Annotated in this window: 16 protein-coding genes; 13 read left to right on the forward strand and 3 right to left on the reverse strand. The window is 63.2% G+C overall.

Annotation, left to right across the window (positions count from 1 at the left end; all coding sequences use genetic code 11):
• Positions 1 to 114: 114 nt before the first annotated feature.
• Entirely contained in the window at positions 115 to 864 is a 750-nt protein-coding gene (locus V7651_RS16870; RefSeq protein WP_335613833.1) for a hypothetical protein, read from the forward strand.
• Here V7651_RS16870 and V7651_RS16875 read toward each other — a convergent pair.
• A complete protein-coding gene (locus tag V7651_RS16875) occupies positions 861 to 1,496 on the reverse strand; it encodes a tetratricopeptide repeat protein (RefSeq protein ID WP_335613834.1) in 636 nt (211 codons plus the stop codon). The genes V7651_RS16870 and V7651_RS16875 overlap by 4 nt on opposite strands.
• Before the next feature lie 148 nt (positions 1,497 to 1,644).
• Here V7651_RS16875 and V7651_RS16880 point away from each other — a divergent pair, with 148 nt between their 5' ends.
• From V7651_RS16880 to V7651_RS16905, 6 genes are all read left to right on the forward strand, one after another.
• Complete coding sequence (locus tag V7651_RS16880; RefSeq protein WP_335613835.1) at positions 1,645 to 3,915, forward strand: S9 family peptidase; 2,271 nt, start codon at positions 1,645 to 1,647, stop codon at positions 3,913 to 3,915.
• A gap of 96 nt (positions 3,916 to 4,011) precedes the next feature.
• Positions 4,012 to 4,572 carry an NUDIX hydrolase gene (locus tag V7651_RS16885; RefSeq protein ID WP_335613836.1) on the forward strand — a complete coding sequence of 187 codons (561 nt, stop codon included), beginning with the start codon at positions 4,012 to 4,014 and terminating at the stop codon, positions 4,570 to 4,572.
• A gap of 24 nt (positions 4,573 to 4,596) precedes the next feature.
• Positions 4,597 to 5,019, forward strand: a complete 423-nt coding sequence (locus V7651_RS16890) for a DUF1330 domain-containing protein (RefSeq protein WP_335613837.1) — start codon at positions 4,597 to 4,599, stop codon at positions 5,017 to 5,019.
• Positions 5,016 to 5,999: a glutathione S-transferase family protein gene (locus V7651_RS16895; RefSeq protein ID WP_335613838.1), complete on the forward strand. Its 984-nt coding sequence runs from the start codon at positions 5,016 to 5,018 to the stop codon at positions 5,997 to 5,999. The genes V7651_RS16890 and V7651_RS16895 overlap by 4 nt, the downstream gene beginning before the upstream one ends.
• The gene (locus V7651_RS16900) at positions 5,992 to 7,101 is read left to right on the forward strand and encodes a cystathionine gamma-lyase (RefSeq protein ID WP_335613839.1); all 1,110 of its coding nucleotides are present in this window, start codon (positions 5,992 to 5,994) and stop codon (positions 7,099 to 7,101) included. The genes V7651_RS16895 and V7651_RS16900 overlap by 8 nt, the downstream gene beginning before the upstream one ends.
• Before the next feature lie 71 nt (positions 7,102 to 7,172).
• On the forward strand, positions 7,173 to 8,957 hold the full coding sequence (locus tag V7651_RS16905; RefSeq protein ID WP_335613840.1) for a carboxylesterase/lipase family protein: 1,785 nt from the start codon (positions 7,173 to 7,175) through the stop codon (positions 8,955 to 8,957).
• Here V7651_RS16905 and V7651_RS16910 read toward each other — a convergent pair.
• Entirely contained in the window at positions 8,922 to 9,389 is a 468-nt protein-coding gene (locus tag V7651_RS16910) for a GAF domain-containing protein (RefSeq protein ID WP_335613841.1), read from the reverse strand. The genes V7651_RS16905 and V7651_RS16910 overlap by 36 nt on opposite strands.
• A gap of 143 nt (positions 9,390 to 9,532) precedes the next feature.
• On the opposite strand from V7651_RS16910, the gene V7651_RS16915 reads away from it, so the two are divergent.
• Genes V7651_RS16915 through V7651_RS16940 form a run of 6 tightly spaced genes read left to right on the forward strand, consistent with a single transcriptional unit; the run spans position 9,533 to position 15,778 of the window.
• Positions 9,533 to 10,360, forward strand: coding sequence for a hypothetical protein (locus V7651_RS16915; protein ID WP_335613842.1), 828 nt, complete (start codon positions 9,533 to 9,535; stop codon positions 10,358 to 10,360).
• Positions 10,357 to 11,577 (forward strand): DUF4350 domain-containing protein, encoded by a 1,221-nt coding sequence (locus V7651_RS16920; RefSeq protein WP_335613843.1) that lies wholly within the window; start codon positions 10,357 to 10,359, stop codon positions 11,575 to 11,577. Before V7651_RS16915 ends, V7651_RS16920 begins: the two co-directional genes overlap by 4 nt.
• Positions 11,564 to 12,520, forward strand: a complete 957-nt coding sequence (locus V7651_RS16925) for an AAA family ATPase (protein WP_335613844.1) — start codon at positions 11,564 to 11,566, stop codon at positions 12,518 to 12,520. Before V7651_RS16920 ends, V7651_RS16925 begins: the two co-directional genes overlap by 14 nt.
• Positions 12,517 to 13,830: a DUF58 domain-containing protein gene (locus tag V7651_RS16930; protein WP_335613845.1), complete on the forward strand. Its 1,314-nt coding sequence runs from the start codon at positions 12,517 to 12,519 to the stop codon at positions 13,828 to 13,830. The genes V7651_RS16925 and V7651_RS16930 overlap by 4 nt, the downstream gene beginning before the upstream one ends.
• Positions 13,827 to 14,831, forward strand: coding sequence for a stage II sporulation protein M (locus V7651_RS16935; protein ID WP_335613846.1), 1,005 nt, complete (start codon positions 13,827 to 13,829; stop codon positions 14,829 to 14,831). The genes V7651_RS16930 and V7651_RS16935 overlap by 4 nt, the downstream gene beginning before the upstream one ends.
• Positions 14,828 to 15,778, forward strand: a complete 951-nt coding sequence (locus tag V7651_RS16940) for an RDD family protein (protein WP_335613847.1) — start codon at positions 14,828 to 14,830, stop codon at positions 15,776 to 15,778. The genes V7651_RS16935 and V7651_RS16940 overlap by 4 nt, the downstream gene beginning before the upstream one ends.
• 144 nt (positions 15,779 to 15,922) lie before the next feature.
• Here V7651_RS16940 and V7651_RS16945 read toward each other — a convergent pair whose 3' ends face one another.
• The gene (locus V7651_RS16945; RefSeq protein ID WP_335613848.1) at positions 15,923 to 16,615 is read right to left on the reverse strand and encodes a hypothetical protein; all 693 of its coding nucleotides are present in this window, start codon (positions 16,613 to 16,615) and stop codon (positions 15,923 to 15,925) included.
• Between the last annotated feature and the right edge of the window lie 8 nt (positions 16,616 to 16,623).

Below are 16,623 nucleotides of genomic sequence, written 5' to 3' on the forward strand. Positions count from 1 at the left end.
GCTGGTAACCTAGCAGCATTCTGAACGGGGTAAAATTTGTTTATCGTTCAGAGCCTTTTGCCCCATGCTTGATTTCACGCGCAAATAGCCTCCAATGGACTGAGGAGTCCCGCTATGAGTGAACCGGTGACACAGGCCAGAGCGGCCGATGACGACATGAGCCGCGCGTCCGGCTGGGACGCGCTGCTGGACGACCTGTTCGGCCTGAATGTCCGGGCGCTGGCCTCGATGTGGGCCATCCTCGCCACGCCCCGCAAAGTGTTCGCGGCGGCGCGGGATGCGGACTGGCTTGGCAAGTATACGCCGTCGATCCGGCTGGTCTTCACGCTGATCGCCGCCATGGTCTTCCTGCGCTTCCTCTGGGGCGGCGAGAATAGCGCGCTCCACCAGATGACGAAGTCAGGGCTCACCGATTCCAATGTGCTCGGCTATGGCGACATGGACACGTTCACCCAGGACTATCTCGGCCTGTGGCTGATCATGTTCCCGTTCAGCTATTTTTTCGTTCACGGGCTGCTGGCCCTTGTGGTTCGGATCTGGGGCAAGGGCACCCGCGCGCCCTTGCGGCTGCGCCTCTATTTCGCGGCCCTGCTGCCGGGCCTGTTGCTGGGTGTCCTGTCGACGGTCGCAATACCCCTGCTGGATGTCGCCCTGTTCGAACAAACGCTCATGCCGGCCCTTGCGCTGACGGGTGTGATCTATGCGCTGACTGTATTCAATGGGCTGCCGGCCGCCGTTAGCAAGGTTGGCAGGGCGTGGCGCGGCATTCTGTTTGCCTGCGTTGCGCTCTGCGGCGACCTGTTCATCGCCCTATCGACCTTCGTGATAGGCTATGCCTGGCTCTATGAGCGCGGGCCGGTCTAGCGAGACGCGCAGGCCTTGGCGGCGGCGTGTTCCTCGTCGGACATCACGCTTTCGAGCCGCTCCAGCTCAGCCCCTGCTCCGGCATTGCCAAGGCGTTCAGCTTCCCGGAACCAGTGCCAGGCCGCGATGAAATCGGACTCGCCCCAATGGCCACCGGCATGGGCAATGCCGAGATTGAAGGCGCAGCGGCTGTCGCCCAGCCGGGCGCCGCGGGTCCACCATTCGCGAGCGGAATCAAATTCCTGAACGCCGCCTGTCCCGGTCATCATCATGGCGCCAAGATGGGTGATCGCGTCGACCTCGCCATCCTCTGCCGCCAGCAGGAACAGGGTGCGGGCGCGGGCCACATCAGTCTCGCCGCCAAGGCCGCGCACGAGCATGAAACCGAGATTGAAGCGCGCCGTGGGCAGGCCGGTTTCGGCCGCCTGATGGTAATAGGCACGGGCCGCAGCGAGGTCCTTGTGGACCCCCCGACCGTGATGGAGCATGGTTCCGAAATTGTTGGCCGCCGCTGCGTGGCCGGCATTCGCCGCCTTACGCATCGCTTCAGCCGCTTTCACGAGCGACTCGCCCCCCTCACTGCCCGCGAGCAGTGCCTGAGCGTGTTCGTAGATGGCGTTCCCCTCATCCATAGGTGTACTTTAATTCACGTCTTCAACCTGACCAGACAGGAAACACAGTTTCGCCACAAATTATCAATCTGTGCGCGATTTCCGGTCGGCGGGATGACACAAGCCCGATGATCGCTAGTGTGCGCTACAGAACACGCGGAGAGCACCATTGCCTGAATCCCCTACAGTCCTGACGATTGAACGCCTGTATGGCTCGCCTTCCCTGTCAGGACCGGCTCCACGGGGGGTAAAATTCTCGCCCGACGGCCAGCGCGTGACCTTCCTGAAAGGCCGTCCGGACGAACAGGACCGGTTCGATCTCTGGCAGTTTGACGTGAAAACGGGCCTGCAGAGCCGCCTGATCGATTCGCAGCTTCTTCAACCTGTCGAAGCAGAACTCTCCGAAATGGAGAAAGCCACGCGCGAGCGCAAGCGGATTGCAGGCGCAAAAGGCATCGTTGATTACGATTGGGGCACGGCGGACACGCTGCTCGTGCCGATGGGCGGCGACCTGTTCCTGGTGACACTTGGCGAGGGGGCGCCGCAGGTGCGCCAGTTGACCGAGAACGACGCTTTCGAGACGGATGCGAAGGTCTCGCAGGGCGGGCGGTATGCCAGTTTTGTACGCGATGGGGCGCTCTACGCGATTGACCTGCCCAGCGGTGAAGAGACCCGCCTCTCCCCCGCCGCCGAGCCGGACAAGGCGATTTCGTATGGTGTCGCCGAGTTTGTGGCGCAGGAAGAGATGCATCGTTTCACCGGTTACTGGTGGAGCCCGGACGACCGCCATGTCGCCTATACGCGCGTGGATGAATCCACGGTCGACATCATACCACGCTTCGACATAGAGGCGGATAAGGTCAGCGTCATCGAACAGCGCTATCCGCGCGCCGGACGGCCAAATGCCGTGGTGGACCTGTTCGTTCGCGACATGGCGACGGGGGAGACTGTCGAGATCAAATGGCGGAGAGATGATTGGGGGCCTGCGACGGACCAGTATCTCGCGCGAGTGAACTGGGCGCAGGATACGCTCTTCGTACAACGTGTGAACCGCGATCAGACGGATCTCGATCTTGTACAATTCATGGCTTTCCAGCATCCGTCAAAAGGCGTGCGCCTCTACGAGGCCTCCCATCGAACCCTGGACCGGCAGCCGAACTGGATCAATCTCTCAACAGACTTCAAGAGCCTTGGCGGATGGGGCAACGCGCTCAGCGACGAAACGACTGGTTATCGTCAGATTTGCCTGCTTCCCGCTTCAGGTAGCGCGCCGCCCCGTCACATCGGTGGTGACTGGACGGTCGACGAGTTGAAGATGGCCAGCGCCGCGCGCATGGATATCCACTTCACGGGCTTCAAGGATTCTCCCCTTGAACGCCACCTGTACCGGGCTGGAATTCCGGCGCTTGGCGGCACCACTGCCCAGCGCCTGTCGCGTGATGTCGATCTCGCGCCCACGCGCATCACCGAACCCGGCAAGTCATGGGCGATCACCATGGCGCCGGACGGCAAGTCCTTCGTCGGCACCAGCTCCTCGCCGGGCCAGCCGCCGCAGGTCGGGCTGTACAGGGCCGACGGGTCGCTGATTGCGTGGATCGAGGAAAACCGGCTGGACGAAAACCATCCCTATGCGCCGTTTCTTGCCAATCATTCCGAACCGGAATTCGGGACGCTGAAAGCCGAGGACGGGCAGGACCTCCATTACTCCATCCTGAAGCCGCCGGGCTTTGACCCCGCCAAAAAGTATCCCGTGATCGTCGAAGTCTATGGCGGGCCGCATGTGCAGACCGTGGTGAATGAATGGGCCCGTGTGTCGGACCAGTTCTATGCGCGTGAGGGATACATCCTCTTCCGGCTGGACAATCGCGGCTCGGCCAACCGGGGCAAGCAGTTCGAGGACGTCATCTATCGCCGCACGGGCGGGCCGGAAGTGCGCGACCAGCTGGTCGGCGTCGACTGGCTGAAAAGCCAGCCCTTCGTGGACGCGAGCCGCATCGCCATTCAGGGCTGGTCCTACGGTGGCTACATGACCCTGATGACGGTGTTGCAGGCGCCTGAGGGCACGTTCGCCGCAGCCGCCGCCGGGGCGCCCGTCACCGACTGGCGACTCTATGACACGTTCTATACCGAGCGCTACATGGACACGCCGGAAGACAATCCGGATGGCTATGAAGCGTCCAGCGTTTTCCCCTATGTCGACAATCTGACAACGCCCCTGCTGCTGATGCACGGCATGGCGGACGACAATGTCACCTTCGACAACACGACCCGCCTGATGGCCGCGCTGCAGGAGAGGGGCAAGCCTTTCGAGCTGATGACCTATCCCGGCCAGCGCCACGGCATTCGCGGGGAGAAGCTGCAGGTCCACCTGATGAAAACGCGGATGGCGTTCCTGAACAGACACCTGAAGTCACCCAACATCCCCGAAGGCTCACCCTGAGCGACGTCGAAGGGCGAGCCGGGCTGGCCGAATGCATGTCTCGCCCGCGCCCGTCCTTCGACGTCGCTCAGGATGAGCGCTCACATGAGGCAGTCAATGATCAAACCCTGGACGACACTTGAAAGCCACCAGACCTTCAAGGACAAGTTCCTGTCGCTGCGCACTGACAAGTGCAAGCGCGATGACGGCCATGTCGTGCCGACCTATCATGTGCTGGAATTCACCGAATGGGTGACGCTGATCCCCATAACGGATGAAGGCAATGTGGTGTTGATCCGCGAGTATCGCCATGCGGGCGGCATCGTGCTGCTCGGCGTTCCGGGCGGTGTGATGGATCCGGGCGAGACGGACAAGGAATCGGCGGGGCGGCGCGAGCTGCAGGAGGAGACCGGCTATACCGCGCGCGAGATGGTGCATGTCGGGACCTGCTTTGCGAACCCGGCGCTGCAGAACAATCAGGTGCATTATTTCCTCGCCACTGGCTGCACAAAGACGCACGCGCAATCGCTCGACCCGAACGAGGAGATCGAAGTGCTGGAAATGCCGTATGAGGAATTTCTCGCCTATGAAAACCTCGACGCCCAGCATGGGCTTCACGCGGCGGCATTGTTTTACACCGAGCGCTATTTGGGCAAGCATCCGGACAAACGCCCTTAAGGGCCATCACCACGAGGAAACAAGATGCCAGCCTTCCAGCCCACCGCCGAGCAGTTCCGCGCCTTCCGCGATGACCCTTATGACGGCCCCGTCGCGCAGGTGAACCTGCTCAAGTTCCGCGTGAAGGCGGAGTACGGGCCGGATGATCCCGAGCATGGCGAGGCGATCAGCGGCGAGGCGGCCTATATGCGCTATTCCGAAGCCTTCACGGAAGCCGCGAAAGAAGTCGGCGGCTCGACGCTGCTGCTGGCATCGACCGAGCGCTACTTCATCGGGCAAGGCGACTGGGATGCGGTTCTCGTGAACCACTTCCCCACACGCCAGGCCTTCATCGCCACGCTGAACCACAAGGATTACAAATCAATGTCGCGCCACCGCGAGGCAGGCCTGCTCTGCCAGGAGCTGATCGTGACGCGGCCGAGCTGGGTGAGTGGAGAGAAGACATGAGCATCTATGAAGTCTATGGCGCGCTCGGCTCGCCCTATTCGATGAAGGTGCGTGCGGCGATGCGGGCGAAGCGTCTGCCGCATACATGGACCGGCATGACGAGCGAGGAGCGCGGGCAGATCATGCCGAACGTCAAGGCGCCGGTCATCCCGGTCATCAAATGCCCCGATGGGACGTGGACGAATGATTCAACGCCGTTCCTGCTCTCGATCGAAAGCGAGGGCCGCCCCCTCCTGCCAACGGGCCCGGCCCAGCGCTATGCCTGCCTCCTGCTGGAGGACATGGCGGACGAATGGTTCATGAAGGCCATGTTCCACTATCGCTGGTTCTACGAGGACGACGCAGAATGGTGCGCCAACTGGCTGATCTTTGACACGCTGCCCAATGGTGGGCGCGCCGCCGTTGAAGAGACGGCGGCGGGCATCCGCGCGCGTCAGATTTCGCGCATGGCCCTCGTTGGCTGTACGCCGGAAACGGCGCCGCTGATCGAGGCGAGCTGGAAGCGGGTCAACCGGGCGCTGGAGGCCATGGCGCTGGGGCCGACGCGCTTCCTGTTCGGCGATGCGGTGTCGCTGGCGGACCTCGGCTTTTACGGGCAGCTGAAAGTCATGTCCTACGACCCGACGCCGATGGCGTGGCTACGCGCCGAGACGCCTTACCTCTATCGCTGGCTGGACCATGCCGATGATGCGGGCGGCATTGAAGGCGGCTGGGCGGACGGGCTAAGCGACCCGGTCAAGGACCTGCTGGCCATCTGCGGCGACACCTACCTGCCCTTCCTGCAGGCCAATGTGGAGGCGCTGGCGGCGGGGGCGGAGACGTTCAGCCTGACGGTTGAGGGCGGGCGCTATGAGCAGGGCGTGTTCAAGTATCAGGCAAAATGCCTTGAGGCCCTGAAGCGCGAATGGGCCGCACTGGACAGCGATGCCAAGGCAGCCCTTTCTGCCGCCATTGGCAAAGGAGCCTCCCTGCTTGACTGACACAACATCGCCGATCAGCCGGCTGCTGCATTACCGCACCGAGCACCTTGCAAAGGGCGAGGCGGTGGCGCTGCCGATCCATGCCTCATCCACGTTCCACCTGCCCGGTGACCCGGACGGCAGCCATTTCTATGGCCGCAACGGCAACCCGACCGTGGAAACGGTGGAGGCTGAAATCGGCATCCTGGAAGCGGCGGACGTGGTCTGCTTCCCGTCCGGCATGGCGGCGATTGCCTCGGTTTTCTATTCCGTGCTGCGGACTGGCAACACGATTCTGGTGCCGTCCGATGGCTATTACAATGTGCGCAACCTGCTGAGCACCCAGTTCGAGCCGATGGGCGTGACCATGCGCACTTGTCCGACGGCGGAGATGGCCGCGGCGGATTTCAAGGGCTGCAAGCTGGTGCTGATCGAGTCGCCGTCCAATCCCGGCCTTGCGGTTTGCGACATCGCAAAAGTCGCCCAACGCGCGAAAGAGGCGGGCGCGCTGGTCATGGCCGACAACACGACTGCGTCGCCGCTGATCCAGCAGCCGCTCGACCTTGGCGCCGATTTCAGCGTCATGTCGGACACCAAGGCCATGGCAGGCCATTCGGACGTGCTGTGCGGCCATGTGGCGACGCGCGACGCGAAACTCTTCGAGGGCGTGAAGACATGGCGGCGACTGGCGGGGGCGATTGTCAGCCCGTTCGATGCCTTCCTGCTGCACCGGGGGCTCGCGACCGTGGAGGTGCGCCTCGCCCGGATGAACGCCAATGCGCTGGCCCTGGCGGAGGCTGTACAGGGCCATCCAGCCGTGAATGCCGTACATTACCCCGGATTGGGGAATGACCCGTTTCATCAGGTGGCATTGAAGCAAATGAACGGTTTCGGGCCGATTGTGAGTTTCGAACTCGCCGACAAGTCGAATGCCGAACGCTTCATAGCAGACTGCCACCTGCTCTCTCCGGCCACCAGTTTCGGCGGCGTCCATTCGAGTGCGGAGCGCCGGGCCCGATGGGGCGACGACGTGCCGGAGGGCTTCATCCGCTTTGCCGCCGGCATTGAGCCGACTGCTGATCTTGTGTCCGCCGTGACGCAGGCCCTCGACACACTGTCCTGAGACGGACCGGTTATCGTGACATAGCTCTCAATCTGGTATAGTTCTTGCGAATTGCAGGTGGGAACCACGCAATGAAACGTCTTAGTATAGTCCTCTTCTTTATTCTGGTCGCCGGAGTGGCCTGGGGCTGGTTCAAATTGAACCAGCCGGCCGCGCCGTTGGAGCGCACCGAACCGCTGCGCATTGCGCAAGGCGTGATCATCGGCGGCGTGGACGAGGATAACCCCGATATTCAGGTCTATAATGGGCTTCCCTATGCCACCGCGCAGCGCTGGAGCGCGCCGGATATACCGCCGCAATGGGGCGCCATTCCCCGCGATTCCCGCACCTTTGGTCCCGAATGCCTGCAGGGCCGTGACAGCCTCGCCGGCTTTGTCGATGACATCCTGAAGGGCAATGGCCTGCCCTGGTGGAAACGGTTTGTGGCCGAGAAATATCTCGCCGCACAGCCCGCTCCGCAGGAATCCGAAAGCTGCCTCTTCCTGAATGTCCGCACAGGCAACATGGGCGGCGCAGCGCCGGCTCCTGTCATGGTCTGGATCCATGGCGGCGCCCACAAGGCTGGCTCGGGCTCCTCCAGCTTCTATCAGGCGAACGGCCTTGTCGAAAAAGGCGTCGTTCTGGTCACGATCAATTACCGTCTCGGCGCCCTCGGCTATCTCGCCCATCCGGCGCTGACGGAAGTCGACGGCACGTCCGGCAATTACGGCCTGCTGGACCAGATGGCCGCGCTCAAATGGGTGCGCCAGAACATTGCAAGCTTTGGCGGCGACCCTGAAAACGTGACCGTGTTCGGCGAGAGCGCCGGCGCTGGATCTGTCAGTGAACTCATGGCCTCTCCGATGTCGGCCGGCCTGTTCGACAAGGTGATCCTCGAAAGCGGATCAAGCAGCGGCAATGCCATCCACCTGTCGAAATCCCCGCTCGCCAGTGTGCGCAGCGCCGAGGATGTCGGCACCGAATTCCTGTCGACCCTTGCGCCGCCTGCCGCGACCGCTGCTGAGCTGCGCGCAATTCCGGCGGCTGCGATCATCTCGCGCGCGAAGGTGCGGGGCGACCTCGGCGACTATTTCCTTCCCGTCGTTGACGGCAAAGTGCTGCCGGAAATGATCGGCAAGGCCATCCGTGATGGCGAAGTCCCCCACCTGCCGATGCTGGCAGGCTACAATGCCGATGAAGGCACACTGTTCTATGATGGCATCCGGTCGCCGACCCTGTTGGCGGGCCCGATGACGGGCACACTGGACGAACGCGAAGAGATGCTGGCCGATGTGTTCGGCGCCAATCCGGCCAAGGCGCTGCAGTCGCTTTATGGCATGGAGAGCCTGGAGACCTGGGACAAGGGCGCGGTGGACATGCTGGGCGATGATACGTTCGGCGTGCACATGCGCTTCCTCGGCAAGCATAATGCCGATAAGGGCCAACCGACCTGGATGTATATTTTCTCGCGCGTGCCGCCCTCCAAACACCAGACACTTGGCGCCTACCATGCCGCCGAAGTGCCGTTTGTTTTCGGCAAGCCCTTCCCGCTTCTGCCTGTCACGCATAGCGACGAGAAACTGTCCGAGACGATGGTGACCTATTGGACCAATTTCGCGAAGACGGGCAATCCGAACAGCAATGGCGTGCCGGTATGGCCGCCCTACACGTCCGAAACGGATACGTGGATGGAGCTGCACTATCCGCTGGCGCCGCACCGCGAATTGCGTGCCCGCAAGCTTGATATCCTTGAAGAAAAGCTCAACGAGCGGATCGACATGGTGACCGAAGTGCTCGCCCCGCGCGACATGGCGCTGAACGTGGACCCGCTGCCCGCCGTGTCAGGCGACGAGGAGGCTGTTGCAGATAGCAACTAGGCCTGCCTGATCCACCTCATCGAACGCGTCGAGCGACGTTGAATCCACATCCAGAACCGCCGCCAGTTTGCCCTCGGCATCAAAGACCGGGACGACGATTTCCGAATTCGAGGCCGAATCGCAGGCAATGTGCCCCGGGAAGGCATGCACGTCCGGCACGATAATCGGCTCGGCCGTGGCCGCAACATGACCGCAGACGCCCCGGCCGAACGGAATGCGCAGGCAGCCGAGCGTGCCCTGATAGGGCCCAACCACGAGTTCGGCCTCCTTCAGCGGGTCGACCACATAGAATCCGGTCCAGAAGAAACGCGGCGCCATGGCCTGGGCCAGGATGCAGGCCGCCGTGGCATAGCGCGCCGTAATTGAGGTTTCGCCAGCCACGACGCTGTCGATTTCGGCCTTCAACTCGCGATAGTGTTCTGCCTTGTCCATATTCCGCCTCATCCTTGCCGTGGAGCGGCTATATCGGGTGGATGGCCCGATAGGGCAATAGGTCGTTGAAGCGGCGCGCAACCTCTGGAATAGTCTGCCAGACGCGCAGGCAAACGGGGTGCCTGAAGCAGGAGGGTCGACACGTGCGCATTCCGGTCCGGATGGGAGCCTTGCTCGCGCTTTGCGTCGCGATGGCCTCGCCCGTGGGACGGGCGCAAAACACGCTGCCGGAAATGACACCCTCCCCCGCGACGGACGGCCTGCACGATGACAGCGTCGACACCTATGATGACGACACTTATGTCTATGATGAAGACGACGATTACGGCCCGCAGACCAATCTCGAGGCGCTGGATCAGGCCCATGCGGCCTACCTGAAGAAAACGGACCTGCAACTGAAGCGGCCGGAATATGATGCGCCGCCCGAGGACTTCAAGCCACCCAAGCCGCCGCCACGCTGGCTGCAGGCGATCTTTCAATTCCTCAGCACCCTTGGGCCGATCCTGCAGGTTGTCTTCTTTATTGCCGTGGGCCTTGTGGTGGCGGGCGTGCTCTATTTCCTGTTCGGCGAGGCGATCCGCGTGCGCTTTGGTCGTGACGGCAAGGGCAAGGTGGACAATCCGGATGATGTGCTGCCTGACCTGCGGCCCGATACGCAGGAGGCGCTGACGCTGCTGGAAGAGGCTGATGCGCTGGCCAGGGCGGGCAAGTATGCGGAGGCGGTTCACCTGCTGCTTTTCCGCTCGATCAACGACATCCAGCAGCGCCTCGAAGGCGGCGTCCCGCGCTCGCTGACGGCGCGGGAGATTGGCAGCCTGCGTCACCTGCCGGAGCGGGCGAAGCGCGGCCTTGGCCCGATCATCCAGATTGTTGAGCACAGTTTCTTCGGCGGGCGCGAGGTGGACGCGGCGGGCTGGAAGACGGCGCGCGAATCCTATGAGCATTTCGCCTTCGGTGAGGGCTGGGCATGAGCGAGACGAATACCGGCTCTCCCTTCGCGGCGCGGACCGTGGCGATCATGCTGACAATTGCGATTGTCTCGTTCGGCGCGGTGATGGTGCTGGCTGGCTGGTCGCCGGAACTGCGCGACCGCAACCATGCAGGCGACCATCCCTTCTCGACCTCTGCCATCGGCTATAATGGCATCGTCCAGCTGCTGGAGGAGCAGGGCTATCCGGTGGAAGTCTCGCGGCTGGAAAGTCGGCTGGGCAATCGTGACTGGGGCGTGATGGTGCTGACTCTGCCCGCACGGGGCGCTGGCGATCTTGAGAATACAGTCCTGCAACCGACGACGCTGGTCGTTCTGCCCAAATGGAACGGCGAGACCGACCCGTTCAACACCAAGCGCCAGCGCGACACCAAGTTCACCGATGCCAGCGCCGTGAACGACCTGCTGGGCAAACTGAATGTGACCGGCGAGATCGGGCGGATCGATGTGCCGCGCCTGACCGAGACTCCGTTTGGCGACATGAAGCTGAAGCCCGACGTGAAGATGCAGGTGATCAAGTCAGACACGCTGGTCGAGATTGCCGGCACCGAGGATGGCATCCTTCTGGGCAAGATGGCTGACGAGGACATCTACATTCTCGCCGACCCCGACATGCTGAACACGTTCGGCCTGGCCGAACGGGAGAATGCGCTTTTCGCCGTGCAGCTGATGGACTGGATTCGCTATGACGAAGCCGAGCCGATCATCTTCGATGCGACGCTGCACGGCTTCGTCCGCTCGGAAAACCTGATGCAGATGATGTTCGATATTCCCTATATCGGCGCGACGCTGGCGGCGCTGGCAGCGGCCTTCCTCCTCGGATGGGCGGCACTCGTTCGCTTTGGCCCGACCGTGCGGGGCGCCCGCGTAATCCCGCTGGGCAAGCAGGCGCTGGTGGATAATTCGGCCGGCCTGTTCACGATGTCGCGGCGGGAGACACGTATGGCGCCGGGCTATCTCGCCATGCTGCGGCGGCGGGTGGCGCGCGAGATTGCGGCGCCAAAGACAATGACCGAGGCACAGCTGTCGGACCTGTTCGACCGGCTCGGCCCCGAGGAACAATCCGGCAAACGGTTCTCGCAGATGGAGGCGGGCCTGAGGGCGCCTGCCGCCAGCCGCGAGGAACTGATGACAAAAGCCCGCGAACTCTATCGCTGGCGACGCGACATTCTCAGGAGAGGCACACATGAACGTAAGTGACATCAAGGACCTGGCGGCGAAGATACGCGGCGAGGTGCGCAAGGCCGTGGTCGGCCAGGACACGACGGTCGACATATTGCTGACGGCGCTGTTCTCGTCCGGGCATGTGCTGCTGGAAGGACCGCCGGGAACGGCGAAGACGCTGCTGGCGCAATGCTTTGCCAAGGCGATCTCGCTGGACTTCGGGCGCATCCAGTTCACGCCGGACCTGATGCCGGGCGATGTTCTGGGCACGAACCTGTTCAATTTCCAGACCAATGAATTCAGCCTGACCAAGGGGCCGATCTTTACGGACCTCTTGCTGGCCGACGAGATCAACCGGACGCCGCCAAAGACGCAGGCCGCGCTGCTGGAGGCGATGCAGGAGCGCAAGGTGACGATTGACGGCGACACCTATCCGCTGAACCCACGCTTCACCGTGATCGCGACGCAGAACCCGATCGAGCAGCAGGGCACCTATCCCCTGCCCGAAGCGCAGCTGGACCGTTTCCTGTTCAAACATACGCTGGCCTATCCGAGCCGTGAGGAAGAGTTCGCCATAGTCGCGCAGCACGGCACGCGCACCGGCATGAACACGCCAGCCTCGTTCGGCATCGAGTCCGCCATCAGCGCGGCGGAGCTGGACACGGCCGTGGATACGGTCGCTGGGGTCAAGCTGAAGGATGATATCATCTCCTATATTGTCGACCTGATCCGGGCGACGCGGGAGACACCGGCGCTGGAGACAGGCGCGAGCCCGCGCGCGGCGGCGGCGTTGGCCACGGCAGCACGGGCGCGTGCGGCGATTGACGGACGTGACTTCGTGATCCCGGATGATGTGAAGACGCTGGCTTTGCCGGCGCTGCGCCACCGCATTCTGCTGTCACCCGGCGCCGAAATCGAAGGCAAGACGACCGACGAAACCCTGGCTGGTATTATCGAACAGACGGCGGCGCCCCGGTGATTTCGCCGACGCCCCGCGCGATCTTCCTGATGCTGCTCGGCGTACCGCTGATGCTGGCCATCGCATTGATGGCGCCTGCGATGTGGATCGTGTCGGCGGGCTGGATTGTGGGCGTGGGGGCGCTGATCCTGCTGGACGCGATGATGGGCGCCTCGCTGCGCGCCTATGCGCCTGAGCTGGAGATACCACCGCTGCTCTATGTCGGCGGGAGCGATCCGCTGCCACTGGTGTTGCGCTTCAACGGGGGGCAGCTGCCGCACCGGGTGCAGGTGAAGCTGGAGATGAATGAGCTGCTGGAAGACATTCCCGCCAAGGGCCTGCGCGGCTGGGAGGGCAATGAGCGGCCCTATGAATTTGACCTGACGCCGAAGCGCCGCGGCATGGCGAAACTGGTGCGCCTGTGGAGCCGGTGGCAGGGGCCGCTGGGCCTCATCCAGAAGCGGCACATACTCGAACTGGACCGGGATATTCCGGTGACGCCGAACATTCGCTGGGTGAAGGACGAGGCGATCCGCCTGTTTTCGCGGGACGCAGCCTTTGGCATCAAGACGCAGATCGAGCGGGGCGACGGGAGCGAGTTTGATGCGCTGCGCGAGTTTTCCAGCGGCATGGACCGGCGGGCCATCGACTGGAAACATTCGGCGCGGCACCGCAACCTGCTGGCCAAGGAATTCCGCACCGAACGCAACCACAATATCGTGTTTGCCTTCGATACCGGGCGGCTGATGAGCGAACCGCTGGGCGGGGTGCCGAAGATCGACCGGGCGATCAATGCCGGGCTGTTGCTCTCCTATGTCTCGCTTCGGCAGGGCGACCGGACCATGTTCTATGGCTTCGATTCCCGGCCCGGGCTGACGACCGGCTTCCTGAGCGGGCCACGCGGCTTTCCCAAGGCGCAGGGCATGGCGGCAAACCTCGATTATTCGACTGAGGAAACCAATTACACGCTGGCCCTTTCCACGCTGGCGAGCCGGCTGGAGCGGCGCAGCCTTGTCATCATCTTCTCCGATTTCGTCGATACGATCTCGGCCGAGCTGATGCTGGAAAATGTAAAACGGCTGACGGACCGGCACCTGGTGCTGTTCGCGACCTTCGAGGACGAAGCCCTGTCGGGCATGGTGGATGCACCGCCGGAAACCACAGAGGACGTGACGCGCGCGGTGATCGCCGACGGGCTGCTGGCCGAGCGGGACGTCGTGTTCCGGCGTCTGCAGCGGATGGGCGTGCAGATCATCGAGACGAAACCGGAAGCCTTTGGGGGCGCGCTGATTTCGCGCTACCTGCAGATCAAGCAGAGGGACATGCTGTGAGAGGCGACACGCTGAAATCCTATCGCTTCCGCGAGGAGCGCGAAGCCGACTGGCGCAAGCTGGACCTGATCCTGACGCGGGCCGAGAATAGCGGCGTCAACGCGCTGAGCGACGAAGACATGACGGCCCTGCCCCGGCTGTACCGGCAGGCGGTGAGTTCGCTGTCCGTGGCGCGGTCGATCTCGCTGGACCAGAACGTCATCACCTATCTGGAGAGCCTGTGCACGCGGGCCTATTTCTTTGTCTACGGCGCGCGCACGACGCTGGGCGAGCGCATCATGGACTTCCTGCGGCGTGGCTGGCCACAGGCGGTGAGCGGCGCGGTTGGGCCCACCTTGCTGGCCTTCCTGTTTTTCTTTGGCGGCATCGCGCTCGCCTTCTTCCTGTGCATGCAGGATATGGACTGGTTCTGGACTTTCCATAATGAAAGCCTGTTCGACGGGCGCAACCCGGATGCGACGGTCGAATATTTGCGCTCGACCATCTATACCGATCCGAACGATCACGGGCAGAGTGACTTGGCCGCGTTCTCGGGATACTTGTTCAACAATAACGCGCAGATTTCGCTGTTCGCCTTTGCGCTGGGCTTTGCCTTCGGCCTGCCAACGGCGTGGCTGCTCTTGTACAATGGCGTGACCATTGGCTCGCTCTACGCCGTGTTCTGGCAGAAGGGGCTGGGCTTTGAGTTCACCGGCTGGCTGATGATCCATGGCGTGACGGAACTGTTCGCGATCACGCTGGCGGGCGCGGCAGGATTCGTGATTGGCGGGGCGGTGGCGTTTCCGGGCAAGATGACCCGGATGGACTCGGCGCGGGCCGCGGGGCAGAAGGCGGCCACCATGGCGATGGGCTGCGTCATCATGCTGGTGATCGCGGCGCTGCTGGAAGGCTTTGGGCGACAGCTGATCAATTCCGATCTGGCGCGCTACACGATTGCGGGCGTGAGCCTTTTCCTCTGGTGCGCCTATTTCTACCTGCCGCGCGCGGAGCGTGACACATGACCAATACGTCGGCGCCCCCTGCCCGCCCGGGCATCAGCATGGAGGCGGCCCAGCGCCGTCGGGCGCGGCTGGCCGAGCAGATGCGCGTGGGCAAGCTGACGCGCACGCTGGTGACGCCGGAGGGCGCGGAGATCCACCTCAAGCTGGCCACTGTGGCAGAGCGCGCCGGGGCCTTTACCATTGATGTGGCGATCCAGTGGGCCATCGTGATCGGCGTGCTGCTGGGCATGATTTTCACCCTGAACGCAATGGGCATGGACCAGGCGAATTTTGCCTTTGCCTTCTGGATGGTGTTCTACTTTTTCGTACGGAACTTCTATTACATCTTCTTCGAGATCGGCCGGAAAGCTGCGACGCCGGGCAAGCGGGCGCTCGGCCTGCGCGTGGCGACGCGGGATGGCGGCCGGCTGACGGCAGACGCTGTGCTGGCGCGCAATTTCATGCGCGAAGTGGAGCTGGGCCTGCCGCTGCAATTCGTGGTCATGGGACTGGGCAGTGACCAGGTGAGTGGCTGGATGGCGCTGTTCGGGCTGGCCTGGTCATGCGTGTTCCTCTTCTTCCCGGTATTCAACAAGGACAAGATGCGGGTGGGTGACCTGCTGGCGGGAACATGGGTGATCAAGGCGCCCAAGGCGCAGCTGATGAGCGATATCACCTCGGCGATCATGACGCCGGAACAGGGCGCGCGCTTTGCCTTCACACCGGCGCAGGCGGATGCCTACGGCATCCATGAGCTTCACGTTCTTGAGGATGTGCTGCGCCAGTCGACCCCGGAGATCAAGCAGCAGGTGGCCGAGCGGATCCGCAACAAGATCGGCTGGGGGCGGACGATTGGCGAGACGGACCTCGCTTTTCTCGAGGCCTATTATGCGGCCCTGCGCAAGCGGCTCGAACAGCGCATGTTGCTGGGCGAGCGGAAGACCGATAAATTTGATACGGGGCGGTAGGGTTAAAGACCCTCACCTCCCATTGCTGCGCAATGGGCCCCTCCTCTCCCGCAAGCGGGAGAGGGGTTTATAGCTCTGTCCCACTTGATCCCTCTCCCTCTGGGAGAGGAGGGACCCGCGCCCAAAGGGCGTGGGAGGTGAGGGCTAGCCCGGCGGCGCATGCGCCTTGTAGTGGGCGGCGTCATTGGTGAATTGCAGGACGTCGCGGATGTCTTCCTCGAGCCCGTGACGGGCGAGACGGGGGACATAGGCGAAATTGAAGGGCACGGGGCGCGGGCTGCCTTTGGCAGCACGGCGGGCGAGCATGCGGGCGAGGCGCTTGGCGTGATGGTCCGGGTCGCCGAGGACCATGCTGAGCGCGATGAGGCGGTCCCGAAGTTTGGCGGCGGTTGGCGGGGCGCTGGGGCGTGCAGGCGGTTTGGGCGGCGCGGGCGGGCCGTCGAGATAGCGGATGCGGGGGCCGGTGGGTTTGGGCCCACGTGTGGGGGCCTCCGTCAGGCGGAACAGTATTTTCCGACTATCCCGGCGAAGGCCGGGATCTCTTGCGGTTGGCGCTGGGACCGAACTTGATGAGGCCCCGGCTTTCGCCGGGGACACGGATCTAGGGGCCGGGGTTGCGGGCGGGAGAGTGATGGTTGGGGCGAGGAGATAGAGGAGGCGCCGTGCGAGCGCTTCGGCGGGTTTGAGGATGGCGAGGATTTTCGCGGCGACGCCTTTCGGCAGGATCGCGTCGGCGACGGGGCCGAGCAGGTCGACGGCCATGAGCACCACGCGATCAAGCCGCGCCCAGCCTTCGGGCGCCACGATCTCCATGTCCTGTTCATCGAGCGGAAACATGCGAGCAT

This window comes from Hyphomonas oceanitis (genome assembly GCF_036964545.1).
Lineage (GTDB): Bacteria > Pseudomonadota > Alphaproteobacteria > Caulobacterales > Hyphomonadaceae > Hyphomonas > Hyphomonas oceanitis.

What these genes read in the sequence shown, in the direction of transcription:
- V7651_RS16870 (WP_335613833.1), top strand. Translation starts at nt 115, where the DNA reads ATGAGTGAACCGGTGACACAGGCCAGAGCGGCCGATGACGACATGAGC.
- V7651_RS16875 (WP_335613834.1), bottom strand. Translation starts at nt 1,496, where the DNA reads ATGGATGAGGGGAACGCCATCTACGAACACGCTCAGGCACTGCTCGCG.
- V7651_RS16885 (WP_335613836.1), top strand. Translation starts at nt 4,012, where the DNA reads ATGATCAAACCCTGGACGACACTTGAAAGCCACCAGACCTTCAAGGAC.
- V7651_RS16890 (WP_335613837.1), top strand. Translation starts at nt 4,597, where the DNA reads ATGCCAGCCTTCCAGCCCACCGCCGAGCAGTTCCGCGCCTTCCGCGAT.
- V7651_RS16895 (WP_335613838.1), top strand. Translation starts at nt 5,016, where the DNA reads ATGAGCATCTATGAAGTCTATGGCGCGCTCGGCTCGCCCTATTCGATG.
- V7651_RS16905 (WP_335613840.1), top strand. Translation starts at nt 7,173, where the DNA reads ATGAAACGTCTTAGTATAGTCCTCTTCTTTATTCTGGTCGCCGGAGTG.
- V7651_RS16910 (WP_335613841.1), bottom strand. Translation starts at nt 9,389, where the DNA reads ATGGACAAGGCAGAACACTATCGCGAGTTGAAGGCCGAAATCGACAGC.
- V7651_RS16920 (WP_335613843.1), top strand. Translation starts at nt 10,357, where the DNA reads ATGAGCGAGACGAATACCGGCTCTCCCTTCGCGGCGCGGACCGTGGCG.
- V7651_RS16925 (WP_335613844.1), top strand. Translation starts at nt 11,564, where the DNA reads ATGAACGTAAGTGACATCAAGGACCTGGCGGCGAAGATACGCGGCGAG.
- V7651_RS16940 (WP_335613847.1), top strand. Translation starts at nt 14,828, where the DNA reads ATGACCAATACGTCGGCGCCCCCTGCCCGCCCGGGCATCAGCATGGAG.
- V7651_RS16945 (WP_335613848.1), bottom strand. Translation starts at nt 16,615, where the DNA reads ATGTTTCCGCTCGATGAACAGGACATGGAGATCGTGGCGCCCGAAGGC.